At 70.3% G+C, this 23,053-nt stretch carries 18 protein-coding genes; 9 read left to right on the top strand and 9 right to left on the bottom strand.

The genetic code is table 11. The annotated features are described in order from the left end of the window. The first annotated feature begins 87 nt into the window (after nt 1-87). On the top strand, nt 88-735 hold the full coding sequence (locus EPO51_RS20260) for a BON domain-containing protein (protein ID WP_293353963.1): 648 nt from the start codon (nt 88-90) through the stop codon (nt 733-735). 30 nt (nt 736-765) lie between these two features. Here EPO51_RS20260 and EPO51_RS20265 read toward each other — a convergent pair whose 3' ends face one another. The 5 genes from EPO51_RS20265 to EPO51_RS20285 all read right to left on the bottom strand — a co-directional run bounded on the left by EPO51_RS20265 (nt 766) and on the right by EPO51_RS20285 (nt 11,518). Next, the gene (locus EPO51_RS20265; RefSeq protein WP_293353965.1) at nt 766-1,758 is read right to left on the bottom strand and encodes a zinc-dependent alcohol dehydrogenase family protein; all 993 of its coding nucleotides are present in this window, start codon (nt 1,756-1,758) and stop codon (nt 766-768) included. A 31-nt stretch (nt 1,759-1,789) separates the two neighbouring features. Continuing rightward, nucleotides 1,790-2,023, bottom strand: coding sequence for a hypothetical protein (locus tag EPO51_RS20270; RefSeq protein ID WP_293353967.1), 234 nt, complete (start codon nt 2,021-2,023; stop codon nt 1,790-1,792). Between the two features lie 2 nt (nt 2,024-2,025). After that, the gene (locus tag EPO51_RS20275) at nt 2,026-2,478 is read right to left on the bottom strand and encodes a DUF3775 domain-containing protein (protein WP_293353969.1); all 453 of its coding nucleotides are present in this window, start codon (nt 2,476-2,478) and stop codon (nt 2,026-2,028) included. 120 nt (nt 2,479-2,598) lie between these two features. Beyond that, complete coding sequence (locus EPO51_RS20280) at nt 2,599-2,832, bottom strand: hypothetical protein (RefSeq protein WP_293353971.1); 234 nt, start codon at nt 2,830-2,832, stop codon at nt 2,599-2,601. 127 nt (nt 2,833-2,959) lie between these two features. Further along, the gene (locus EPO51_RS20285; RefSeq protein WP_293353973.1) at nt 2,960-11,518 is read right to left on the bottom strand and encodes a GH36-type glycosyl hydrolase domain-containing protein; all 8,559 of its coding nucleotides are present in this window, start codon (nt 11,516-11,518) and stop codon (nt 2,960-2,962) included. 145 nt (nt 11,519-11,663) lie between these two features. Between EPO51_RS20285 and EPO51_RS20290 the strand changes: the two genes are divergently transcribed. Together EPO51_RS20290 and EPO51_RS20295 are read left to right on the top strand one after the other, a co-directional pair. Then, nucleotides 11,664-12,449: an RcnB family protein gene (locus tag EPO51_RS20290; protein WP_293353975.1), complete on the top strand. Its 786-nt coding sequence runs from the start codon at nt 11,664-11,666 to the stop codon at nt 12,447-12,449. A gap of 224 nt (nt 12,450-12,673) precedes the next feature. Next, nucleotides 12,674-13,129: a BON domain-containing protein gene (locus EPO51_RS20295; protein ID WP_293353977.1), complete on the top strand. Its 456-nt coding sequence runs from the start codon at nt 12,674-12,676 to the stop codon at nt 13,127-13,129. On the opposite strand, the gene EPO51_RS20300 is transcribed toward EPO51_RS20295, so the two are convergent. Further along, nucleotides 13,126-13,800, bottom strand: a complete 675-nt coding sequence (locus EPO51_RS20300) for a phosphoribosyltransferase (protein ID WP_293353979.1) — start codon at nt 13,798-13,800, stop codon at nt 13,126-13,128. The two genes, EPO51_RS20295 and EPO51_RS20300, sit on opposite strands and share 4 nt — an antisense overlap. 110 nt (nt 13,801-13,910) lie before the next feature. Between EPO51_RS20300 and EPO51_RS20305 the strand changes: the two genes are divergently transcribed. The 3 genes from EPO51_RS20305 (at nt 13,911) to EPO51_RS20315 (ending at nt 15,400) form a co-directional block, all read left to right on the top strand. Then, nucleotides 13,911-14,345 (top strand): DUF2267 domain-containing protein, encoded by a 435-nt coding sequence (locus EPO51_RS20305; protein ID WP_293353981.1) that lies wholly within the window; start codon nt 13,911-13,913, stop codon nt 14,343-14,345. A 27-nt stretch (nt 14,346-14,372) separates the two neighbouring features. After that, the gene (locus tag EPO51_RS20310; protein ID WP_293353983.1) at nt 14,373-14,828 is read left to right on the top strand and encodes a host attachment protein; all 456 of its coding nucleotides are present in this window, start codon (nt 14,373-14,375) and stop codon (nt 14,826-14,828) included. Between the two features lie 101 nt (nt 14,829-14,929). Then, nucleotides 14,930-15,400 carry an Hsp20/alpha crystallin family protein gene (locus tag EPO51_RS20315; protein ID WP_293353985.1) on the top strand — a complete coding sequence of 157 codons (471 nt, stop codon included), beginning with the start codon at nt 14,930-14,932 and terminating at the stop codon, nt 15,398-15,400. Between the two features lie 288 nt (nt 15,401-15,688). On the opposite strand, the gene EPO51_RS20320 is transcribed toward EPO51_RS20315, so the two are convergent. Beyond that, nucleotides 15,689-16,507 (bottom strand): universal stress protein, encoded by an 819-nt coding sequence (locus EPO51_RS20320; protein ID WP_293353987.1) that lies wholly within the window; start codon nt 16,505-16,507, stop codon nt 15,689-15,691. Nucleotides 16,508-16,972: 465 nt separating this feature from the next. Here EPO51_RS20320 and EPO51_RS20325 point away from each other — a divergent pair, with 465 nt between their 5' ends. The 3 genes from EPO51_RS20325 (at nt 16,973) to EPO51_RS20335 (ending at nt 19,405) form a co-directional block, all read left to right on the top strand. After that, nucleotides 16,973-17,845: a universal stress protein gene (locus EPO51_RS20325; RefSeq protein ID WP_293353989.1), complete on the top strand. Its 873-nt coding sequence runs from the start codon at nt 16,973-16,975 to the stop codon at nt 17,843-17,845. 553 nt (nt 17,846-18,398) lie between these two features. Beyond that, entirely contained in the window at nt 18,399-19,046 is a 648-nt protein-coding gene (locus EPO51_RS20330) for a BON domain-containing protein (RefSeq protein ID WP_293353991.1), read from the top strand. A 62-nt stretch (nt 19,047-19,108) separates the two neighbouring features. Then, nucleotides 19,109-19,405: a hypothetical protein gene (locus EPO51_RS20335; RefSeq protein WP_293353993.1), complete on the top strand. Its 297-nt coding sequence runs from the start codon at nt 19,109-19,111 to the stop codon at nt 19,403-19,405. A gap of 16 nt (nt 19,406-19,421) precedes the next feature. Here EPO51_RS20335 and EPO51_RS20340 read toward each other — a convergent pair whose 3' ends face one another. Further along, nucleotides 19,422-20,567, bottom strand: a complete 1,146-nt coding sequence (locus EPO51_RS20340) for a site-2 protease family protein (RefSeq protein ID WP_293353995.1) — start codon at nt 20,565-20,567, stop codon at nt 19,422-19,424. Between the two features lie 5 nt (nt 20,568-20,572). Next, nucleotides 20,573-23,017, bottom strand: coding sequence for a phosphoenolpyruvate synthase (gene ppsA, locus EPO51_RS20345; RefSeq protein WP_293353997.1), 2,445 nt, complete (start codon nt 23,015-23,017; stop codon nt 20,573-20,575). Nucleotides 23,018-23,053: the final 36 nt, after the last annotated feature.

The raw sequence follows: 23,053 nt of genomic DNA on the forward strand, positions 1-23,053 counted from the left end.
GCGCGGATCGTTGATCTGGCGCAAGGCCTCGGCCGCCCGGCCGCGCACCATCCTCGCGGCCACAAGGCCCCAGCTGAGGTTCAGATCATGGAAGACAGGCTCCTGAAGAAGCTCGTCGATGACGAGCTGCAGTATCAGCCCAGCGTGGACGCCGCCGACATCGGCGTCAGGGTCGAGAACGGCATCGTCCATCTCGACGGCAATGTGTCGACCTTCGCCCAGAAGGCGGCCGTGGAAAATGCGGTGAAGCGCGTCAGAGGCGTACGGGGCTACGTTGAGGACCTCGTTGTCCGCCCGCATGGCGACACCTACAGCGACGACGCGATCGCGGCCCGGGTGGCGAACCTGCTCGAATGGGACGTCACTCTCCCCAGGGACGTCATCAAGGTGCAGGTCGAGGGCGGAACGGTCACGCTCAGCGGCGAGGTCCCGTGGGCCTATCAGCGGACCAGCGCCGAGACCGGCGTCCGTCGCCTCGCGGGCGTGCGGGCCCTGATCAACCTGATCACCATCAAACCCCGCGTCGAAGCGGTCGATATCAAGCGCCGGATCGAGGAGGCGTTGGAGCGGCAGGCCGAAGTCGAGTCCGACCGCATCACGGTGACGGTGGACGGCGGCAAGGTGCGGCTCGACGGCAAGGTCCGCGCCTGGTTCGAGCGCGACATCATCGAACGGGCCGCCTGGTCGGCCGCTGGCGTCCTGGCGGTCGACGACCGTGTGACGGTCAGTCTCTAGGTGTGTCGGTCGCCGGCGCGCGTTCCAGCGCTAGGGCGCGAGAACCGCCGCGCCGGCGAAGGCGCCGCGACGAAGGTCGTCCAGGGCCGCGTTGGCCTCGTCCAGCCGGTAGGCCCTGACATGCGCCCGCACCCGCGCGGCCGCCGCCATCGGCAGGTAGTCCCGGGCGTCCTGGCGGGTGAGGTTGGCGACCGACAGCAGGCGGCGTTCGCCCCAGAGCAGATCGTAGGGAAAGCTCGGGATGTCGCTCATGTGGATGCCGCCGCACACCACCGTCCCGCCCTTGCGGACCGCCGCCAGGGCCAAGGGCACGAGATCCCCCACCGGGGCAAAGAGGATCGCCGCGTCCAGGGGCTCGGGCGGCGGTTCGCCGGACCCGCCGGTCCAGACGCAGCCCAGTTGGCGTGCGAGCGCCTGGGCCGCCTCGTCCCCCTCGCGCGTGAAAGCATAGACGGTCTGGCCTTGATGGATGGCGAGCTGCGCCAGCAGGTGCGCCGCGGCCCCGAAGCCATACAACCCCAGCCGCTCGACCTTCCGCTCCGCACACGCCATCCGCCAGGCGCGAAAGCCGATGAGCCCTGCGCACAGCAATGGCGCGGTCTCCAGGTCGGAGAGTCCCTCCGGCAAGGCGAAGGTGAAATCGGCCCGGGCGATCACCGTGTCGGCGTAGCCGCCGTCACGGGTCCAACCGGTGAAGGTGGGGTTGTCGCAGAGGTTCTCCTGGCCCTCCCGGCAGTAGCGGCAGACGCCGCAGGTCCCGCCCAGCCAGGGTACGCCGCGCCGCTCGCCGATCGCCACGCCCGTCACTCCCCCTCCGAGAGCATCGACGACGCCGACGATCTCATGGCCGGGGACCACCGGTGCGCCGCGGTCCCCCAGGTCTCCGTCCACCACGTGCAGGTCGGTCCGGCAGACGCCGCAGGCCCGCACCCGCAGCCGAAGCTCGCCGGGGCCAGGTTCAGGGTCGGCGCACGCTTCGGCGACGAGAGCCGTCCTAGGCGTCTTCAGGACCATGCGCAGCATTGGGCGACCTCCGGGCAGAGGGTGAAACGCGTCAGCGCCTCCGGCGGTTGGATCGCCACAGCAACCAGCCCCCCGCCAACACCATCGTCTGGGCGACCGCCGACAGCAGCAGGCTGAGGGACAGGCCCAGTCGGAGCGACCACGCCTGGGCCGTCGCGGAGTCGCCGTAGGTGACCACGATCAACGCGGCCATGCCGGCGAGTCCCGCCACGAGGAGCAGGAGGCCGAAGAGCACCTGGGCGAGGGTCGATCCGCGAGCCGCCATGGTCAGGCCGTGAGCAGTTCGTCGCGCGCCGCGACAAACCCGCTGTTGAGGTAGTCCCCCAGGGAATGCCCGAACAGCGACAGGCCCTCCTCGAGGTCGTCGCTCGCCAGCGGCGAGCCGAGCAGGCGGTCCAGCGCGTGCGACGGATCGATCCCGCGCGCGGCCTCGCGCGCCTCGGCCCATTGGCTGAAGTCGTAGTCGCCCCGGCCCAGCCAGATCAAGGCGACGAGATCCATGCGTTCGTCCTCGTTCAAGGGTCCGATCGCGGAAACCAGCTCCTCGACGACGGCGTCGTCGCCCTGGAACTGCAGCACGTCGACGGCGCGATCGTCCGCGGCGTTGGAGCCTTCGTCCGGATCCACCGGCTCGACCTTGGCGTGAAACTCACGCGCCTTCAGGACGATGAAGAAGGCGGTCTCCGGACTTAGCACCAGGACAGGATCTCGAACGGCCACGCAGCTTCCTCCGCACGCCAGCGCGCCACGACGCGCGGGCACAGGTTGCAGCCGCAGGTTTGGCTGGAACCGCGAGAGCCGCCTTGACCCGTGTCAAGAGTCTCGGCGGCGTCCGAATCCTCAGCTGAAGGGCAGGAACCGCGACCGCCGGCGACCGATCGAGCGGGGCTCCGCGGGACGCTCCTCCACCACCACCTCGACAGGTTCGCCGCACCGGCGCAGGGCGTCGGCGAAGCCGTTGGCGTGGCGCACGGCCAGGATCTTGGAACGGAAGGGCGTCATCATCCCCTCCCCCATGCGCACAGCCCAGCCGTAGGGCTCCTTCACGACCCGGAAGCTGATTGTCTGGTCCATCGTCCCTGATCCGTCCGGCGCTCTCGCCATCCCGACCCTCGTCGAGCGGAGATCGGCAAGCATTGTAGCACTTTGGCCAAGCGAGGGGCGGTCGGCATTGATCGGGGTCAAGTCCCCTGAACGCGCGTCACGGCCCGACGGCCTGCGGGTCTGGCGCGGCCGGTTCTCCGAGCCGGACCGTCATCCGGTGGGCCTGGCCATCGTCCTTCAGGCGCAGATGCAGAGGCGCCGCCGCCAGGGGCTCGCCGTCGAGCTCTGCGGACTGGACGCCGTGGGCCACGCCGGCGGGGTTCCGCACCTCGATGGCGTAGACGCTCGCGCCGTGACGGAGACGCACGCTGAAGCCGGGCCAGTCCTTGGGGATGCAGGGATCGACGACCAGGACGTCGCCCTCGCGGCGGAGGCCGAGGATGCTTTCGATCCCTGCGCGTTGCATCCAGGCCGCCGAGCCCGTGTACCAGGTCCAACCCCCGCGGCCGACATGGCCCGGCGCCGCATAGACGTCGGCGGCCATCACGTAGGGCTCGACCTTGTAGCGGTGGACGGCGGTCCGGTCGCGGGTGTGGTTGATCGGATTGAGCATCGCGAACAGGGCGCCGGCCCTGTCGCCCTCGCCCAGGGCTGCGAGCGCCATCACGGCCCAGGCCGCCGCATGGGTGTACTGCCCGCCGTTCTCGCGCAGCCCCGGCGGGTAGGCCTTGATGTAGCCGGGGTCGAGCGGCGTTCGGTCGAAGGCCGGCGTGAACAAGAGCGCGAGCTTCTCGTCCTCCAGGATCAGGTCGCGCTCGACGGCCGCCATGGCCATGGCGGCCCGCTCGGGCGCGGCGACCCCGGAAAGCACCGCCCAGGACTGGGCGATGGAGTCGATCCGGCACTCGTCGCTGGCCGCCGAGCCGAGCGGCGCGCCGTCATCGAACCAGCCCCGCCGGTACCACTCGCCGTCCCAGGCGTGCCGTTCGAGGGCAGCGGCCAGAGCTTCGGCGTGCGCCTGCCAGGATCGAGCCCTCGCGTGGTCGCCGCGCGCATGTGCGAGGGGAATGAAGGCCGACAGCGCCGAATGCAGCAACCAGCCCAGCCAGACGCTCTCGCCCAGCCCTCTTTCGCCGACGCGGTTCATGCCGTCGTTCCAGTCGCCGCCGCCGATCAGCGGGAGACTGTGTCCGCCGAGATCAAGGCTGTGGTCGAGGGCGCGGGCGCAATGTTCGTAGAGGCTCGCGGTCTCCTTCGCCACGACAGGCTGGAAGAAGCGTTCCGCCTCGCCCGCCTCCAGCGGCGCCCCCTCGAGGAAGGGGACCATCTCGCCCAGCACGCCTTCGTCCCCCGCCGTCGTCACATAGTGGGCGGCGCCGTAGGCCAGCCAAACCCGATCGTCGGAGATCCGCGTGCGCACCCCCTGGCCCGAGTGCGGCAGCCACCAGTGCTGGACGTCGCCTTCGACGAACTGCCGCGCCGCGACCTTGAGCAGATGCTCGCGCATAATGCTCGGTTCGGTCGCCACGAGCGCCATGGAGTCCTGGAGCTGGTCGCGGAAGCCGTAGGCGCCGCTGGCCTGGTAGAACGCCGAGCGCGCCCAGATCCGACAGGCCAGGGTCTGGTACAGCAGCCAGCCGTTCAGCATGACGTCCATGGACCGGTCCGGCGTCGTCACCTGCACGGCGCCAAGGATCCGGTCCCAGTGCTTGCGGACCGCGGCAAGGACGGCCTCGAGATCGGCGTTGCGGTAGCGGGCGATGAGGGCCTGCGCCTCCGCGTCGTCCTTCCCTTCGCCGAGGAGGAAGAGCACCTCGCAGGTCCCCCCCGGCGGCAACTCGATCATGGCTTGCAGGGCCGCGCACGGATCGAGGCCGGCCCCGAGCGCGCCCGAGAGCGGTCCGCGCGCAACGAGCGCGGCCGGCGCCGCGAGTGCGCCATTGCGGCCGATGAACTCCCGCCGGTCGCCGGTCCAGCTGGCCTGCCGTCCACCCAGGTCGGCGAAGGCGACCGGCGCGCCGAACGCGGGGTTCCACGTATTCCGGGCCAGGATCGCGCCGGTGACCGGATCGGCGCTGGTGATCGTGAACGGCGCCACCGCGGCGCGCGACGCGCCCAGCGCCCATTCGACATAGCCGGTCACGGACAGGCGCCGGGCGCGGCCGGAGGTATTGCGGAGGCGCAGGCGCGACACCTTCACGGGATCGGAGAGCGGAACGAACTGCAGCAGCTCCAGATCGAGACCATGGGAGCTGTGCTCGAACCGGCTATAGCCACGGCCGTGGCGGGCGACGTAGCTCTCCGTTTCCTGCCGGATCGGCGTGGCCGTGGGGCACCACAGTTCGCCGGTCTCCTCGTCCCGCAGGAACAACGCCTCGCCCGTCGGGTCGGCGACCGGATCATTGGACCAGGGCGTCAACTGGTGCTCGCGGCTGTTGCGGGCCCAGGTGAAGCCGGCTCCGTCCGTCGACACCTGGAACCCGAAGCCCGGATTGGCGATCACATTGATCCAGGGCGCGGGCGTGACTTGGCCGGGCGTCAGGACCGTCACGTATTCGCGCCCATCGTCGGCGAAGCCGCCGAGCCCATTGAAGAACTCCAACTGCGGAGTTGGGGTGACGGACGTCTCGACGGCGACGGGCCGCCGCCTCACTGCGCCCAGGGACGGCGCGCCGGCCTCGGAAACGCGGTCGAGCTGTTCGCTCAGGCTTCCCGCCTGCCCCGCCAGCACCACGCGGGCGACGGCGGCGATGAGGTCCCGGGTCTCGGGCGCGACCAGATCCGCCCTGAGCACCATGGTGCGGCCCGCGGGGCCATGATCGCCATGCGCCTGGCCGGCGCGGACCAGCGCTTCCAACGCCACCTGCAGATCCTGGACATAGGACGTTCCGCGCTCGTTCAGCAGCACGAGGTCGAATGCGAGGCCCTTGGCCCGCCAGTATTCGCTGGCCTTGACCAGCTGGCGGGCGAGGCCAAGTTCGTGCGTGTCGGCGATCCGCAGGAGAACGATGGGCAGGTCGCCCGAAATCCCAACCCGCCAAAGGCCCGGCTGCCCGCCGGCGTCCCTCCCCAGCGCGCCCACCGGAGCTCGCAGCTCCGGGGTGGCGTAGATCACATGGCCCGCCAGCCGCTGGAACAGGGCCGCTTCGCCGCGGTCGGCGCCGAGGTGATGCAGTTGGACCAGCGCCTGGGTCCACGCCAGGTTCGCGGCCCGGTCGAAGGCGGCGGGGTCATGGTGCTTGTCGATGAGGTCCAGAAGGGCCTTCCGCGAGCTTGCAGCAAGGGTCCAGAACGAGATCCGCGCCGTCGCCCCGGGCGCGATGCGCACCCGCCGTCGAAGCGCGAAGGCCGGATCGAGAACCGTGCCTGTCGCGCCCCCGAGGGCGACGCCGTCGATGACACGCTGGGGCGCGCGGATATCGTGGCCGCGGCCGAGGATCTGCGCGCGGTCCGTGCTGAATTCCGGCCTCCCGACGGACTCGCCTTCAAGCACCGCGACTTGGCCCACCCAGACCTCGGGATCGCCCTGGGACCGCCGACGGCGGGTCGCCAGCAGGGCGCCGAGGGCGGGGAGGTGCTCCGTCACCACGAACAGCTTCGAGAAGGCCGGATGCGCGGCGTCCGCGGCCTGAGGCGCCAGCGCTAGCTCGGCATAGGAGGTGACGTCGATCTCGCGCGCGCCGAAGCCGCGGTTGGTGATCGAGACCCGCCGGACCTCCGCGTCGTCCTCAGCGGAGACCAGCACATCCAGGGCGGTTATCAGCGAGCCGTCGCGGCGGACGATCTCGCAACGATCCTCGTTGAAGGTGACATGGTAGTCGTCCGGCTCGGCGCCTGTCGGCTGATAGCCAGCCGACCACACCGCGCCCGATCGGACGTCGCGAAGGAAGATGTGCGAGCCCAATGCGTCGCAGGTGGGGTCCTCGCGCCAGCGGGTGACCGCAACGTCCCCCCAACGACTGTAGCCGGACCCCGCCGCCGTCAGCATCACGCTGTAGCTGCCGTTCGAGAGGACGTGAACGGCGGGCGTGGGCGTGTGGGGGCTGAGGAACCGCCGCGCGCCGGACCCCTCCACCGCGTTGGCATGCACGGTGAACCTCTTCCGCGCGATCCAAGGCTGGCTGATGACCACCTCGCGCGGCATCCGCTCCTCAAGCAGCAGCTCGGTGGCCTGGACCATGGGCTCGGCATGGAATCGCGCCTGCATGAGGCCCTCGGAGAGCGCGTTGGCGATCGCCACGATCGTCATCCCCTGGTGGTGGGCCATAAAGGCGCGCACCAGTGCGTAGCGCTGCCCGTCGGGGACGCGTGCGGGTGTGTAGTCCAGCGCCTCGTAGAACCCGTAGCGGCCGCGCGCGCCCAGCGCTTCGAGTTGCTCCAGGTTCCGCGCCGCCGCCTTCGGGTCGACCATCGCGGCCAACGCGGTCGCATAGGGCGCCACCACCACGTGGTCGTCGAGGCCACGCTTCAGGCCCAGGCTGGGTACGCCGAAGCTCAGGTACTGGTAGGTGAATTCGAGGTCGCGGGCGTTGTAGGCCGACTCCGACATGCCCCACGGCACCTGGAGGTCGGCGGCGTACTCGACCTGCCGGCGCACGACCAGATGGTCGGTCCGGTCCACCAGGCTGCCCGGCGGCGCCCGCATGACCAGCGACGGCATCAGGTACTCAAACATCGAGCCCGACCAGGAGATCAGCGCCGCGCCGTGCGCCACCGGCGTCACCGCGTGGCCCAGCCGGAACCAGTGTCGCGCCGGAGCGTCGCCCTTGGCGATGGCGAAGAAGCTGGCGAGCCGCGCCTCGGAGCCCAGGAGGTCGTAGCAGTTCGAATCGAGTTCGCCCTCGGCGGCCCGGTAGCCGATCGAAAGCAGCATCCGGTCGGGGTCCAGCAGGAAACTGAAATCCATCTCCAGCGCCATCCGGCGCGCCGTCTCGGCGATGGCCGCCAGCCGATCCGCGACGGGAACCTCGAAATCGCGCCGATGGCTTGCGATCGCGCCGCCGACGGCCTGGGCCCAGAACAGAAGGTCCGCGCCGGTCGCGTCGCCCCGGTCGATCGACACCGCCTGGGCGGCGTCGGCAAGCCGCGCCGCCTGCGCGGCGAGCCCCGCCCATCGGCCGGCGGTTACGGGGCCGGCCGCGCCCGCCGCTTCCAGCGCCTCACGCATCCGGTCGAACTCGCCCTCGAAGCGTCGCCACGTGGCGACACCCGCCGAGGCCCGGCGCGGTGCGTCGGCCTCGTCTTCCAGGACGCCGAGCGCGTCGGCGACCCCGGCGAGCCCCTGCACGCCATCGAGCGGCGCCGCCGACCACTGCTGCGCCGCATTGGCCAGCGCGATCAGGTGGCCGGCGAGATTCCCGCTGTCGACGGACGAGACGTACGGCGGGTCCAGCGGCCGCAGGTCCTGGGTGGCGTACCAGTTGTAGAAGTGACCCCGGAAGCGGGCCATGCGGCCCATGGTCGACAGGGTCGCTTCCAGGCGCTCGGCGGCCTCGGCGGTTCCCAGCCAGCCGCAGTCGCGCGCCACCGCCACCGAGAGCAGGTAGAGGCCGATGTTGGTCGGCGACGTGCGGTGAGCGACCGCCTCGGGATCCTCCTGGAAGTTGTCGGGCGGCAGCATGTTGTCCGCCGCCGTCACGAAGGCCTCGAAGAACCGCCAGGTCCGGCGCGCGGTCAGCCGCAGCCGCCGCAGGTCGGCCTGGGAGGGCGGGAACCGGCCCGCCGGCGGCGGCGGCCGGCTCGCCAGCAGGGCCACGGCCGGCGATGCGATCCACGCGGCGATGAAGGGCGCGGCCACCGCCCACCCATCGGCCCGGGCGAGCCCGACGAGCCCCAGCGTCGCCAGGCCGAGCGCGACCGCCGGCGCCATGCGGCGGTAGAAGCTGGGGAGGTCGAGGCGAAGGCCCGCGGCGGCCTGGGCCGCCGGAACCCACTCGAGCAGGCGCCGACGCGAGACGAGCAGCCGCCATAGCGTGCGCGTGATCGCGTCGCCCATCAGCCATGCCTGGTGCGCCAGCAGGGTGGTCACGAGCGCGGCCTGGACGAGGGCAAGGCGCAGGTCGACCTCCAGGCCGTGGAGACGGGCCCGGAGCGGGACGCCCGGGCGGCGGCGGGCCAGCGAGGCGGCGACCGGGATGAGAGGCGGCAGCGCGAAGGTGAGCAGGACGAAGAGGGTCCAGAGGGCTGCGCCCGGCAGGGGCAAAAGCCAGCCGGCCCATAGGCTGGCCAGGCTCATGCCGGGTGACAGCGTCCGGCGCAGGTTGTCGACCATCTTCCAGCGCCCGATCGCCGGGACCGGCGACGAGGCGCGGCCCGGCGCCGGCGGCAACCCGAGGATCCAGGGCAGGAGCTGCCAGTCGCCCCGCGCCCACCGGTGGTGGCGCGCCGAGGAGACGTCGTAGCGGTCGGGGAAGTCCTCCACGACCTCCACGTCCGAGGCGAGACCAGCCCGCGCGAAGATCCCCTCGAAGAGGTCGTGGCTGAGCAGGGTCGAGTCGGGGATGCGGCCGCGCAGGGCCGCCTCGAACGCATCGACGTCGTAGATGCCCTTGCCCGCGAAGGAGCCTTCGCCGAACAGGTCCTGGTACACGTCGGAGACGGCGGCGGCGTAGGGATCGATCCCCCCGATGCTGGAAAAGACGCGCCGAAACACCGAGCCCTCGCCGGCCGTGGGCAAGGCCGGGGTGATCCGCGGCTGCAGGACCGCATAGCCCTCCGTCACACAGCCGGACGCCGCATCCAGGTGGGGGCGGTTGAGCGGATGGGCCATCTTCCCGATGAGCCGACGAACCGTCTCGCGGGGCAGTTTGGTGTCGGCGTCGAGGGTGACGACATAGCGGACGGCCCGCGGAACGACCTGGTTCGCGACCGGGAGGAAGGTGGTGTCGCGCGCGTCGCGCAGCAGGCGGTTGAGTTCATGCAGCTTGCCGCGCTTGCGCTCCCACCCCATCCAGGAGGCCTCGCTCTCGCTCCACACCCGCCGCCTGTGCAACAGCAGGAAGCGGTCCCCGCCGGGCGCCGCACCGTGCTTGCGGTTCAGGCGGGCGATGCCCTCCGCGGCGGCGCGAAGGAGCGCGCCGTCAGCCTCCGCCTGCTCGCTCCCCGCGTCGCCCCAATCGGACAGCAGGGCGAAATGCAGATGACCCTCCGGGCTGGAGAGGTAGTGGATCTCCAGGCGCTCGACATGCGCCTCCACGTCCGCCGCGTCGGTGAGGAGCACCGGGACCGCGACCAGGGTCCGCAGCCTCTGCGGCACGCCCCCCTTCAGCTCCAGGGCCGGAAGCGGGACGGCGCGAAAGCCGCGGGTGACGCCTCGGTTCACGAGGGCGACGGCCGCATCCAGCGCCGGGAAGGCGCCCAGGACCCCAAGGACGACGAGCCAGATCGCGCCGGTCCCCTGGACGAGCAGCCCGCCCAAGGGCAACGCCAGCAGCAGCGCGGTGGCCGCCAGGATCGCCCCGACGTACGCCCCGATGCCGAGCCCGCGCACAGCGCGGCCAGGCCAGGTGCGGACGGGCGCCCGAAACCCGATCGAGGCCTCGAAATCGTTCCGCCCGGCCGCCACAAGGTAGTAGCCCGGGTCGCAGCGACGGCCCTCGCCCGAGATGTCGTCCACCGCACGGATCGCCTGGACGAGCCGCCGCGCCACGTCCAGCTCGCTGCGCCCCGAGCCCCGGGCCAGATCCTCGATGGCGGTGCGGTAGAGGTTGCGGGTCGGAAAATCCATGTCGGCGAAGGCGCTGCCGGCCTTCAGGACGTCGTCCACGAGGCTGACGCGCTCAACCTGCTCGGACCAATCCACGTCCGAAATCAGGCGCAGGCTGGTGACGATGTTGCGCACCGTGCCGCTGGCGGCCACCTGCCTCTGCTGCTCGTCGCGGATCACCTGGTCCGCGCCGACGCCCCGCCGTGACAGCTGTGCGTCCAGCCAGGTCAGCGCCGGTGCGCCGGCCCCGTCGTCTTCGCGGAGCCGCTGATGCATCTGGACCGCAAACGCATCGGCCAGCGGGGCACGCTCGTACGGACCCAGCACGCCTTCGCTGGCCTCGACGGGCCGGTCGCCGACCCCAAGCATGCGGTTGCAGCAATCGTCGGCCTCGGCGCGGGCGGCGCGGCTGATCATGATGCGCTCGGCGATCCGCCGCAGGTTCTCGATGAGGACGATCCGAAGCGTGATGGCGACGGCCCAGAGCTCGCCGATCGTAAGCGGCTGCACCTCCTGATACGCGTGCAGAAACCGGCAGAGCAGGTCCGGATCGAAGCGGCTGTCGGTGTGGGCCACGAACGCCCAGGCGATCCCGAACACGCGAGGGTGGCCGGCGAGGTGGCCGTGCACGATCTTCGGAAGCTCGCGGTAGTAGCTGGCCGGAAGATCGAGCCGGACTTCCCGGATCTGCTTCTCGACCAGGTGGAAGTTGTCGATCAGCCACTCCGCTGCGGGCGTGATGCTGGCGCCGTCGTCGAGCGCCTGGACGGTGTCGCGGTAGGCTTCCAGGAGCAGGGCCTGGTTCTCGGCCAGGCGCCGGACCAGGGGTTGGCCGCGGCCCTTCCGTCCGAGGCCCTGGGCTTCCGCCAGGCTGCGGGCATGCGCCTCCAGGCGCTCGATGCTGAACAACTCGTCCCGGACGGGGGCCGCGTCATCCCAGGCGGACCGCGTTCGCCCCCCCCGCCGGTGGAGCCCGGTCAGGAACGGCGTCTTCCTGCGGCGGGCCAGCACCTGCGCACCTCTTTCGGCTTGACGGGATTGTCCGCATCGCACCGGACCGCGCCTGCCGGCCTTCCGCATTGACCGAGGTCAATGTCGCTGCCCGCGTCCCGGTGTCGGGTCGTGGCGTCGTGCATCGCGACGAAGGACCGATCCGATGAAACGCACAGTCTCCGCCATGCTCGCGCTCACGCTCCTGAGCGGCCCCGCCGCCGTGGCGCAACCCAGCTACCCGGACAGGTCCGACCAAGGGGGTTACCGCGGCGACGCTGGCCCGCGCTATTCGCGCGGCGACCGGCTACCGGACCCGTATCGCCAGCGCCTCCAGGTGGTGACCGACTGGAAGCAGCGCGGCCTGCGCAAGCCTCCGAAGGGTTACCAATGGGTCGCCAACCCGCGCGGCGACCTCTTCCTCGCCTCGAAAGCCACCGGAGTGATCGCCCAGAGCGCCTATCGCGACGAGCGCGACCGCGAGTGGAGTCAGCGCTACTCCCGCACCTATTCCTACAACGACGACGCCTATTACCGGGAGTGTCGCGAGTCGAAGGACCCGGCCGGCGTCATCATCGGCGCGCTGATCGGCGGCCTCCTCGGCAACGCCGCCGGACGCGACGGCAGCCGCGCGGGCGCGACCATGGCCGGCGTGATCCTCGGCGGAGCGGTGGGCGCAGCCCTGACCAAGGACCTCGACTGCGACGACCGGAGCTACGCCTACAAGGCCTATTACAATGGCTTCAATTCCGACCGTCCGGGCAGCCGCCACCAATGGCGCAACCCCGGCAACGACCACCGCGGCGAGGTGCGGATCGGCAACTACTACAATGACCCGCGCGGCTTCCGGTGCGCCGACTTCACCCAGGTCACCACCATCGCGGGCCGGACCCAGACGACGCGCGGCCGCGCCTGCCGCCAGCCGGACGGGTCCTGGGCGGTGGTCGGCTGACTTGGAGCGAGGCGCGTGGATGACGCCCTGCCCCTTTCGACCCTGACCAGTCGTTCGAGACGAAGGCCGTCGCGGGCCGGCTTCTTCAGCTTGTCGACGGCGCCGTCCAGGACGAAGCGTCCACGCCCGCACCCGGCCAGTCCCGGCGGCGACCTCTCTTGACTAAGCACAATGCGGGGTCCGCTGGACGGACAACTCTCCATGGCGGAACAAGGGAGGTCGAGATGGACGCCAGGACGCTTCAGGAGATCGTCGAGATCCAGGTGGAGCGCCTGAGTGGCGGCGCGCCGATCTGCGCCACCGTCTTCGAGGGCGTGGTCACCCTGACCGGCGCCGTTCAGAACGACATGCGTCGGCTCATGATCGAACAGGAGTTGCTGCGGCTGCCCGAAGTGCTGGACGTCCACAACCATCTCCATGTGCCGACGCACGCAGGCGACCTCCGGACCCAGCTTCTGGCGCTGCTGGAGCGGGAAGGGGTGGCGATCGCCGGGGTCAGGATCGAGGCCGCGGATGGAGCGGTCGCGCTGTCGGGCCAGGCGACCAGCTGGTTCGACCGCGACGCCATCGAGCGGCTGGCCTGGACATTGCCGGGCGTCCGATCGGTCGAGAACCGCGTCGGCCTTCCCCCGGGCGCGGTGGAACCGGATGGCGAAGGCGTCGAGATCTCCCAGGTCTAGCGTCCGGCCGAGGCAGCCATCCGATCATCGGGCGGAAAACGCGCCAGAATCCCGGTCACCTCATCGTCGGCGAGCTGGCGGAAGTCGGCATAGTAGAATCCGATCGAACCGAATGCTGGGTAGGCCTCCAGGCAGACCACCTCGTCGGCTTCTGCCCGCAGTTCGGCGAGCGTGTCGGTCGGCGCCACCGGCACGGCCAACACCAGCTTCGCCGGGCCCCGCCGGCGAACGGCGCGCAAGGCGGCGCGGGTCGTGGCGCCGGTGGCCACACCATCGTCCACCACGATGGCGACGCGGCCGGCCAGCTCGGCCCTCGGGCGGTCGCCGAGGTAAGCTTCGCGCCGGCGTTCGATCTCCTGGAGCTGTCCAGCGCGGACGGCGTCGAAGCTCGCGTCGTCCACCCCAAGCATCGCGATGACGTCTTCGTTTCGTACGGTGCAGGGCTGCCCCGCAGCGTCCGCCACAGCGCCCATGGCCAGTTCCTCGTGAAAGGGCGCGCCGATCTTTCGGACTAGGACCAGATCGAGGGGCGCATCGAGCGCCGCGGCGACCTCGGCCGCCACGGGGACACCACCCCGGGGCAGCGCCAGCACCACGACGTCGCGACCCCTATAGCCGACGAGCGCCGCCGCCAGACGCTGACCGGCCACGCCGCGATCCCTGAAGGGCATGGGCGATCCTCCAGCAGCAGACTGCGCCTCCGGCCCGGCCGCCGTCTTGACCCAAGTCAACGCGCCGCCGCCTCATCGGCGCATCGTCGACGCGCACCAGGAGAACGGTCATGAGCACCGGCCTTTCCGCCTTCGACACCACCGTCCAGGAAACCAATCTTTGGCTGAAGGACGTCGAAAGGCGCCTGCCGCCCTGCGGCCGCCAGGAGGCCTATGCCGCCTTGCGGGCCGTCCTGCACGTGCTCCGCGACCGCCTGCCGGTGGACGCGGTGCTCGGCGTCTCCGCGCAGCTCCCGATGCTGTTGCGCGGGGTGTTCCTGGAAGGCTGGCGGCCCGCCGCCGGACCGACGGACATCCGCGACCCACAGATCTTCGCCGGCGAGGTGGCGGAACGCCTCGGGCCGACATTCCCCTGCCTGCCGAACGAGACCGCGGCGGCGGTGTTCGCCGTCCTGGCCGAGCAGCTCGACGCCGGCGAAGTCCTGAAGCTCGAGCACTACCTCCCACGGCGGCTCCGCAGCTTCTTCCCCGCGCAACCCGCCTGAGCGGCGACTCAACTCAACGGTGGCGACATGTCCCGCAAGCTCCTCTTCGTCCTGGCCGACGGCGGTCGCGTCCGCTTCGTGGAACGGTCTCCGTCCAGCGGCCACTTCGTGACCTTCGAGGATGTCGACCGCACCCAGGCGCTGTCCCAGCTTCGGACCGAGCTTAGGGCCAGTCCCCCGGCGCGCACCCACGCCAGCGCCTCGCCGCGCCGCTCGGCGGTCGGCCAGGAAGACTACGTCCGGCCGGCGAAGGAGGCCTTCATGGCCGAGGTGGCCGCCCGCGCCGTGGCGCTGGTCCGCGAGCGCAAGCTCGACGGGGTCTTCCTGGCCGCGCCGCCGCAACTGATCGGGCCGCTGCGAGCCCACCTCGACGGCGCGGCGCCGATGGCCGGCGCGATCCGCAAGGACCTGACGAAAGTCCCGGACCATGAACTCGGCGCCTGGCTGAACGAGGCGCACACGAGCCTGCCCCTGTCGATCTGACGCCTGCGCCAGGATTCACCACGTTCTTGACGCCGATCAAGACCGCAGGCGCGCGGCCGTGCTGATCTGAGGCCGACGTCCACCCCCAAAGGAACCAGGCCATGACCGTCCACCGCTCGCCCGCCCAATTCCTGCCGAAGCTGGCGGGGTCCGCCGGAAACGTCTTCGCGCCCATCCAGCGCGAGTTTGATCGGCTGTTCGACCAGTTGGGCAACGGCTGGGCCGCCCTCGCCGAGATCGATCTGTCACCCCGCATGGACATCCGAGACACGAAGGACAGCCTCGAGATTTCGGTCGAGCTCCCGGGCCTGGCCCGGGACGACGTGAAGATCACGGTCGAGGACGAAGTGCTCACCATCAGCGGCGAGAAGAAGACCGAAAGGGAAGCCAAGGAGGAGGACTACCACTTCTCCGAGCGGACCTATGGCGCCTTCTCCCGGTCTGTCACCCTGCCTCGCAGCGTCGAGGCGGCGAAGATCAAGGCGACCATGAAGGACGGCGTGCTCAAGGTGACCGCGCCGAAGAACGGGACGGCCCAGACCAAGTCCATCGAGATCCAGCCCGCAGACTGACCCCCCCCGATGCTTTGCAGGCTGGCGAGCGCTCCGGGAATCTTTCCGGAGCGCTCAACTATATCTGGTGGTATGACCAACTACGCCTGAAAGCGCCTCGGCGCGGGGGGCCAACGTGGAGTCGGATTTCGTCCACCGTAAGAACATCGAACGCTTCGAGCTGATGCTCGCCTCGGGAACTCTCAGCGCGAGCCAGGTTGCTGTGGTCTCGAGCCTGCTTGGAAGTGAGGTCGAGGCTCTCGCCGCCTTTCAGAGCACGGTCCCCCCCGATCCCGATCCACCCGCATCTCAATGACTGATCAGCAGCGGCGTGGCGCAGTGTTTCAGCATTTCGCGGCTCGCGCCGCCGAGGACCATCTCCTGGAGCCGTGAGCGGCCATAGAAGCCCATCACCACCAGGTCGGCGCCGAGGGCGTTCGCCTGGTTGCGGATGATTTCGCCGGCGGAGCCGTCGTCCCGCTGATCCACAATGAGGTTGGGCTTCACGCCATGGTGCTCGAAATGGCGCTGCAGGAAGCCGTCCGGACCGGCGAGACCGCCGCGCGAGACGACGAGCACATGGACTTGGTCGGCCGCCAGCAGGAAGGGCCAGGAAGCGTGCAGTGCTCGGGCGGCTTCGCGACTGCCGTTCCAGGCCACCAGCGCATGGCGGCCCGGCGCCGGCCCGGAGATCTCGGGCGCGATCAGCATGGGCCCGCCGACGGCGATGGCGAGGTCGGCCGTGGGCAAGCCGGGCCCTTCGTGGGGCGAGGCGACCACCAGATCGACGCGGCGGGCGCAGGCGATCAGGTCCTGCAGGTCGTAGCCCCCGAGCTCCAGCCAATCGCTTTGCGCGCCCGCCTCGCCGGCGACGGCCTCGAAGGTCGTCCGCGCCGCCTCCGCGGCCTTGCGGACCGCGGCCTCGTGGGCGTCGTAGAGGCGCTGCGTCTCGATCGCCGTCAGCACGGCGGCGACGTCTGTGGGCATGAATGGCGGCGGGATCCGAGCCTCAGCGAAGACGCCGATCAGGCGGGCCCCGAACTTGGCGGCGAGCCCGGCCGCCAACCTCCCCCGCACGTGGGAAGCAGGAGACCCGTCGACCTCCACCAGGATGTCACGATAGCTCATGGGGTTCTCCTTCGCGGGTGAAACCTGAGCCCCGCGGCCCGCGGCCCGCCTTGACGCCTGTCAAGAAGCGCAGCTAGGGCGTTTCGCGATCATCCCCCGGAACGACCGGCGGCTCCCGCGGGGCGGCGACCCATAGGTCGCGCACGGCCGACAGCGCGGTCCACAGGAAGGCGAAGAGTTCGCCGAAGCCGCTCCGACGCCCTCGTGGGGCGGACCGCACGGGCGGAGCCTCGCGGGGAGCCGTCAGGTCCGGGTCGTTCCTCGACATGATCGGATCCGCCTTTCGCCGCACCAGGTCTCCGGGGCGCCGTCGGCGCATTGACCCCGCTCAAATCGCAACGGCGGATTGCCGGCGCCATCGCCGCGAGTTGATCCGCCTCAAGGTGCTCTGCGGCAAAGGCGCCAAGCTCGAACCTGATCGAGCGGCCGCGAACCTTCGGCGGCTCCTTCGCGACGGAGGATCCCATGCTAGACACCCAAGCGCGCCCGCTCGCCGACCGGCAGGTCGCATCCGCCGGCTACGCCAACATCCTGGTGCATGTGGAGCCCGGTCTGCCCGCCTCCCATCGCACGGAGGTCGCAGCAGGGCTCGCGCGCGACTTCGACGCCCACCTGATCGGCGTGGGGGCGGAGGCCCTCGACGCGGCGTACATGGCCGATCCCTACGCTGGGCTGCTCATGACGGAGTGGATCGTCGCGGCGCAGGAGCAGGTCGCCGGCCGCCTCACGGCCGCGGAGGAGGCGTTCCGCCGCGACGCCGCGGGCGTCGATCTGGAATGGCGCACGATGCAGGGCTTCCCGAGCGCAGCCTTGGTGCAGGCGTCGCGGGCGGCGGATCTCATCGTCGTCGGCGCCGTCACCAAGGACGCATCGAACTATCGCACCGCCAACGCCGCCGAGGTGGTGATGGCCAGCGGACGGCCTGTATTGGTGACGCCCGAGGCTGGCCGCCATCTCCGGGCCGCGAACGTCGTCGTCGCCTGGAAGGAAACCCGCGAAGCTCGCCGCGCCCTCGCCGACGCCATGCCGTTCCTGCTGCGCGCGGAGAACGTGATCGTGCAAGCCGTCTGCGCCGTGGACGAAGTCGAGTCCGCGGCGTTCCAGGTCAACGATGTGGTCACTTCGCTCAGGCGGCGCGGAATCGCGGCCAGACCCGGCGTCACCACCACCCGGAACGAGGACGTGGTGAAAGAGCTCTACCGGATCGCCGACCTGAACGAAGCGGACCTTATCGTCGCCGGCGCCTATGGCCACAGCCGCTTGGCCGAGTGGGCCTTCGGCGGGGTCACCAACGACCTGCTTCATCGCCCCGAACGCTTCGTGCTGACGAGCCACTGAGGAACCCGCGGGGCCCGGCCGGCGCCAGCGATCCGCTCATCCCCGGCGATCGGTCCAGTCGCTTCCCGACCCGCCACCGTCCCCCCGGGCGAAGGGAAATCGACGGGATCAAGCCCGAGTGCTCTCGTCGCCGAACGTCAGCTTACCGATCCAGCCCGAACGGCGGCAGCCGTCCTACGCGCCAGTTCAGCGACCTGGCCCCTTGCGCCCTCCAGCGCGCGGCACAGCTTGTCTCGGTCCAGGTCCGGCGCCTGGACGAGGCCTTCAGCGACGGAAAGATACAGGGACAGGGCGCATAGAGGGCCGTCGAGATCCTCGACCGGGACCGCCGGAGTCGCCGGAAGCGTTGACGGCGTTCGCAGTGGCGCGCCCGCTTTGGGGAGTTGCCGAGACATCGCGCGGCCCCCTCCTGGAGCCCCGTCGGAATCCAGGTCACGGCCCGGCTGGCCAGGCAAACTAATTGATTGCTCGACAATAGGTTGACCCTGGTCAACGCGAGGTTTCCCCGAAGGCGCAGCGTGACTCCGGCTATCCCGGCCAATGGAGACGCGAGATGGACGACAAGGCCCTTAAGAAGCTCATCGCGGACGAATTGGAGTGGGAACCGAGCATCGACGCGGCCGACATCGGCGTCACCGTTGAGAACGGGATCGTCCGACTGGTCGGCCATGTGGCGAACTACGCTCAGAAGGGTGTGGCCGAGATGGCGGTCAAGCGGGTGAAGGGCGTTCGCGGATTTGTCGAGGACCTGGAGATCCGGCCCTTCCCGAAGACATTCACGGACGAGGGCATCGCCAACGCGGTCGCCAACCTTCTCGACTGGAACGTCACCGTCCCGAAGAACGCCATCAAGGTGAAAGTCGAAAGCGGCGTCGTGACACTGAGCGGCGACGTGCCGTGGGCCTATCAGCGTGTGGCCGCCGAACAGAGCATCCGACGGCTTCAGGGCGTACGCGGCGTGGCCAACGCCATCATGGTGAAGCCGCAGGCGCAGGCCTCCGACATCAAGCGCCGGATCGAGCAGGCCCTCGAGCGTCAGGCCGATCTCGAGGCGGACAAGGTCTACGTCACTGTGGACGGCGGCAAGGTGAAGCTGGATGGAAGGGTGCGCGCCTGGTTCGAACGCGAGATCATCGAACGGGCGGCCTGGGCGGCTCCCGGTGTGAGCTCTGTCGACGATCGGGTGACGGTCAGCTCGTGACGGGACGGCGTCGGCGCCTCGGGGCGACGGCGCCGCTCGGCTCCAACCCTAAGGAGATTCCCATGACCCAACGGTCGGCCTCACGACTCGGCGTCTTCCATTGCACGCTCACCGGTGCGGTGGCGCTCGGGTTGCTGTTTCTGTTGTGCTGGTTCGGTGTCGCCGTCGCCGACATCCCGGCCTCGCGGCGCATGCTGGGATTCTTCACGAGCCAGGCGCTGGAAGCCCCCGGAGCCATCGGCCTGGGCCTGGTCTCGGCGGTCGTATTCGGCGCGGTGATCGGCGGTCTGATCGCCATCTCGTTCAATGCGCTGGGTATGATGCTGGGAGCCACGAGGAAGCGCCCGCCGCAAGCCTGAGGGAGGGCGGCAGCGCTCAGAGCGGCTTGGGCCGGAAGCGCCGCCACAGTTCCAGGCTGCCCATCAGATCCTGCAGCGTGACGATGCCGACCACAGAACCGCGATGCACGACCGGCATCCGCTGGACCTGCTGCGTGCGCATCCGGTCCATCACCAGCGACGCGTCGTCCAGCAGTCCCGCCACGGGCGTAGCGGCTGCGGGCGTGCAGATCTCGCCCATCGTCGTGGTCTTCCAAGCCTCGCGAGGGGTTCGCAGGATGTCCTCCGGCTTGACGATCCCGAGCCAGGTCTCGCCGTCCATGACGGGATAGAGGCCGTGCCGGCTGGCCATCAGCCGCTCGTCCACGAACCGGTCCAGCGTGTAGGCGGCCGGGACGGTCTCGATCGAAGGCGCCATGACCTCGGCGATGGCGTGCCCGGCAAACATCTGCCGGGCTTCGGACTCGCGCAGCGCCCCACGTGCGGCGCCGTGGAGGAACAGCCCGATCATGATCCACCACAGGCCGCCGGCCGCCTCGACGGTGAAGGCGGCGGTAAGACCGGCGGCCATGAGCAGCAGGGCCAGGACCTCGCTGGTGCGGACGGCGATCCGGGTCGCCTTCATCAGGTCGTGGGTCGACATCCAGAGGAGCGCGCGCAGCACGCGGCCGCCGTCCAGCGGAAAGGCCGGCGCCATGTTGAAGGCCGCCAGCACCAGATTGAGCGTGGCCAAGTAGCCCAGCGCCATCACCACCTCGGTCGGAGCGCCCGTCTGGCCCACGGCCCCCGCAGCGGCCGCCAGGACGAGACTGAACACAGCGCTGAAAGCCGGGCCGGCGATCGCCATCGCCAGCTCGCCTCCGGGGCGCTTCGGCTCCTCGTGCAGTTCCGCCACCCCGCCGAACAGGAAGAGCGTGATCCGGTCGACCGAGATCCCCATCGCCCGGCCGACCAGGGCATGGGCCAGCTCGTGGAGCACGATCGAGGCCGCCAGCCCGATCACTATGATCCCGGCCATCGACCAGTAGGAACCGGCCGGCAGGCCCGCGAACAGCATCGGCAAGGAGCCGGACGCCAGCGACCATGCGATGAACAGCGCTACGATCACCCAACTCACATGAATCCGGATCTGGACGCCGAACAGAGAGAGCGGGCGGCGCGGCGCGGCGGGAGCGGGAGGCATGAGCCTCAGGCTCCCACGGGTTCAGCGACCGGGCGGCTGCGCGACACGGCCTGAGCGATGGCCGCCTCAGCCTCTCGAACCACGGTCAGGGTGCGTGGCAGGCTTTGCGGATTGACGCTCATGGAGTCGATGCCGAGCTCCGTCAGGAAGGCGGCGATCTCGGGATAGGTCGCCGGGGCCTCGCCGCAGATACCGACGTGGCGGCCGTTCCGGTGCGCGCCGACCACTGCCTGGCGAAGCATTTCCAGGACGCCCGGGTCGCGTTCGTCGAAGTCGAAGGCGACGGTCTCGGAATCCCGGTCGACGCCCAGCACCAGCTGGGTCAGGTCGTTGGACCCGATCGAGAAGCCGTCGAACAGCTTCGCGAAGGCGTCGATCTGAATGACGTTGTTGGGGATCTCGCACATCACGTAGACCTCCAGCCCGTCCTCGCCGCGCTTCAGGCCGTGGGCGGCCATCGCGGCCAGCACCCGTTCGGCCTCCTCCACCCGCCGGCAGAAGGGCACCATCACCTTGAGGTTGGTGAGGCCCAGCGACTTGCGGACGCGCGCCAGGGCCTCGCATTCCAGGGCGAAGCCCTCGGCGTAGAGCGGGTGGGCGTACCGCGCGGCGCCCCGGAACCCGATCATCGGATTCTCCTCCACGGGCTCGAAGGCCCTGCCGCCCAGCAGCTTGGCGTACTCGTTGGTCTTGAAGTCCGAGAGCCGCACGATCACCGGCCGCGGATAGAAGGCCGCGGCGATGACGCCCGCGCCTTCGGCCAGCTTGTCCACGAAGTACTGCCGGGGCGAGGCGTAGCCCTTCGCAAGGCGGCCGATGGCCGCCCGCTCGCGGGCTGAGGCCACACGCTCCGGATGGGCCGCCGCCATCGGATGTAGGCGGATCTGCTCGCCGATGACGAACTCCAGCCGCGCCAGTCCGACGCCCGCGCTGGGCAACTGGGCGAAGCGGAACGCCAGGTCCGGCTGCGCCAGGTTCAGCATGATGTGGGTCTTCGGCGGCTTCAGGTCCGCGGCCTTCAGATGTTGCACCTCGAAGGCGACGTCGCCCTGGTAGACGCGGCCGGTGTCCCCTTCCGCGCAGGAGACGGTCACGCAGGTTCCGTCGGTCAGGCGCGTCGTGGCGTCTCCCGCGCCGACCACCGCCGGCACGCCGCGCTCGCGGGCCACGATCGCCGCGTGGCAGGTGCGCCCGCCACGATCGGTCACCACCGCGCTCGCGCGCTTCATCACCGGCTCCCAGTCGGGACTGGTGGCCTCGGCGACCAGCACTTCGCCGGGCTGGAAGGCCGCGAGGTCGGCGGAGCCTCGGATGACCCGGACCACGCCGCTGGCGATCCGCTCGCCCACCGCCTTGCCGGTGGCGAGCACGACACCCGAGCCCGTCAGCCGGAAGGTCTCGATATCCGTCCCGCGCTGGGAGGCTACGGTCTCGGGCCGCGCCTGGACCACGTAGAGCCGGCCGTCGGACTCGTCCTTGGCCCATTCGATGTCCATGGGCGTCGACCGTCCCGCGCGCTGGGAATAGTGATCCTCGATGCGGATCGCCACGTCGGCGAGGGCCAGGACCTCGGCGTCGACTAGACAATAGCGATCCCGCACGCCCCGCGAGACCGGGAGGGTCAGCAGGCCGGCGCCGTCGCCCTTCGGGTCGCAGACGATGCGGGTCTGCTTCGCCCCGAGGCTGCGGCGCAACACGCCGCGGAAGCCCTGGCGGAATGTCGGCTTGTGGACATAGAACTCGTCGGGGTCCACGCGCCCCTGGACCACGTTCTCGCCCAGGCCATAGGCGCCGGTGACGAACACCACGTCGCGGAAGCCGCTCTCGGTGTCGAGGGTGAAGATCACCCCGCTCGCCGCATGGTCCGACCGGACCATCTGCATCACCGCCACCGAGAGGAAGACCTTGGCGTGGTCGAAGCCGTTGTTGACGCGGTAGACGATCGCGCGGTCCGTGAAGATGGAGGCGAAGCATCGCCGGCAGGCCTCCACCAGCTCGTCCTCGCCGCGGATGTGCAGGAAGCTCTCGTGCTGGCCGGCGAAGCTGGCGGTCGGCAGGTCCTCGGCCGTGGCCGAACTCCGCACCGCCACGCTGAGGTCCGGTCCGCAGGATCGCTTCAGCGCGCGGTAGGCCCCCAAGATCTGGTCCCGCAGCTCGCGGCCGCCCGTGGCCTGGTAGACGATCTCGCGCGCCCGCGCGGCGCGGCGGCTGAGCTCGGTGACATCGTCCACCTCGAAGGCGAGCAGGTCGCGCAGCTCCGACCAGGCGCCGGCCGCCGCGAGCGCGTCCCGATATGCGGCGGCGGTGATCGCAAACCCGTCCGGGACGCTCACCTGCGCGCCCTCAAGGAGCTGTCGGAGCTCCCCAAGCGAGGCGGTCTTCCCGCCCACCCGCGGCACGTCGTCCAGCCCCAGAGCGTCGAAGGACGCGATGTAGTCGGCCTGTGTCATCGGAGTCTCCGGTACGACCTGAGCCCGCAGGCTAGG

The sequence above is a fragment of the Phenylobacterium sp. genome (assembly GCF_004297125.1).
Lineage (GTDB): Bacteria > Pseudomonadota > Alphaproteobacteria > Caulobacterales > Caulobacteraceae > Phenylobacterium.

Excerpts from the sequence above, each read along its gene's own strand:
- EPO51_RS20305 (WP_293353981.1), top strand. The coding sequence starts at position 13,911 with ATGAGCACCGGCCTTTCCGCCTTCGACACCACCGTCCAGGAAACCAAT.
- EPO51_RS20330 (WP_293353991.1), top strand. The coding sequence starts at position 18,399 with ATGGACGACAAGGCCCTTAAGAAGCTCATCGCGGACGAATTGGAGTGG.
- EPO51_RS20310 (WP_293353983.1), top strand. The coding sequence starts at position 14,373 with ATGTCCCGCAAGCTCCTCTTCGTCCTGGCCGACGGCGGTCGCGTCCGC.
- EPO51_RS20290 (WP_293353975.1), top strand. The coding sequence starts at position 11,664 with ATGAAACGCACAGTCTCCGCCATGCTCGCGCTCACGCTCCTGAGCGGC.
- EPO51_RS20280 (WP_293353971.1), bottom strand. The coding sequence starts at position 2,832 with ATGGACCAGACAATCAGCTTCCGGGTCGTGAAGGAGCCCTACGGCTGG.
- EPO51_RS20320 (WP_293353987.1), bottom strand. The coding sequence starts at position 16,507 with ATGAGCTATCGTGACATCCTGGTGGAGGTCGACGGGTCTCCTGCTTCC.
- EPO51_RS20295 (WP_293353977.1), top strand. The coding sequence starts at position 12,674 with ATGGACGCCAGGACGCTTCAGGAGATCGTCGAGATCCAGGTGGAGCGC.
- EPO51_RS20270 (WP_293353967.1), bottom strand. The coding sequence starts at position 2,023 with ATGGCGGCTCGCGGATCGACCCTCGCCCAGGTGCTCTTCGGCCTCCTG.
- EPO51_RS20265 (WP_293353965.1), bottom strand. The coding sequence starts at position 1,758 with ATGCTGCGCATGGTCCTGAAGACGCCTAGGACGGCTCTCGTCGCCGAA.
- EPO51_RS20340 (WP_293353995.1), bottom strand. The coding sequence starts at position 20,567 with ATGCCTCCCGCTCCCGCCGCGCCGCGCCGCCCGCTCTCTCTGTTCGGC.
- EPO51_RS20315 (WP_293353985.1), top strand. The coding sequence starts at position 14,930 with ATGACCGTCCACCGCTCGCCCGCCCAATTCCTGCCGAAGCTGGCGGGG.
- EPO51_RS20335 (WP_293353993.1), top strand. The coding sequence starts at position 19,109 with ATGACCCAACGGTCGGCCTCACGACTCGGCGTCTTCCATTGCACGCTC.
- EPO51_RS20325 (WP_293353989.1), top strand. The coding sequence starts at position 16,973 with ATGCTAGACACCCAAGCGCGCCCGCTCGCCGACCGGCAGGTCGCATCC.
- EPO51_RS20300 (WP_293353979.1), bottom strand. The coding sequence starts at position 13,800 with ATGCCCTTCAGGGATCGCGGCGTGGCCGGTCAGCGTCTGGCGGCGGCG.
- ppsA (WP_293353997.1), bottom strand. The coding sequence starts at position 23,017 with ATGACACAGGCCGACTACATCGCGTCCTTCGACGCTCTGGGGCTGGAC.
- EPO51_RS20260 (WP_293353963.1), top strand. The coding sequence starts at position 88 with ATGGAAGACAGGCTCCTGAAGAAGCTCGTCGATGACGAGCTGCAGTAT.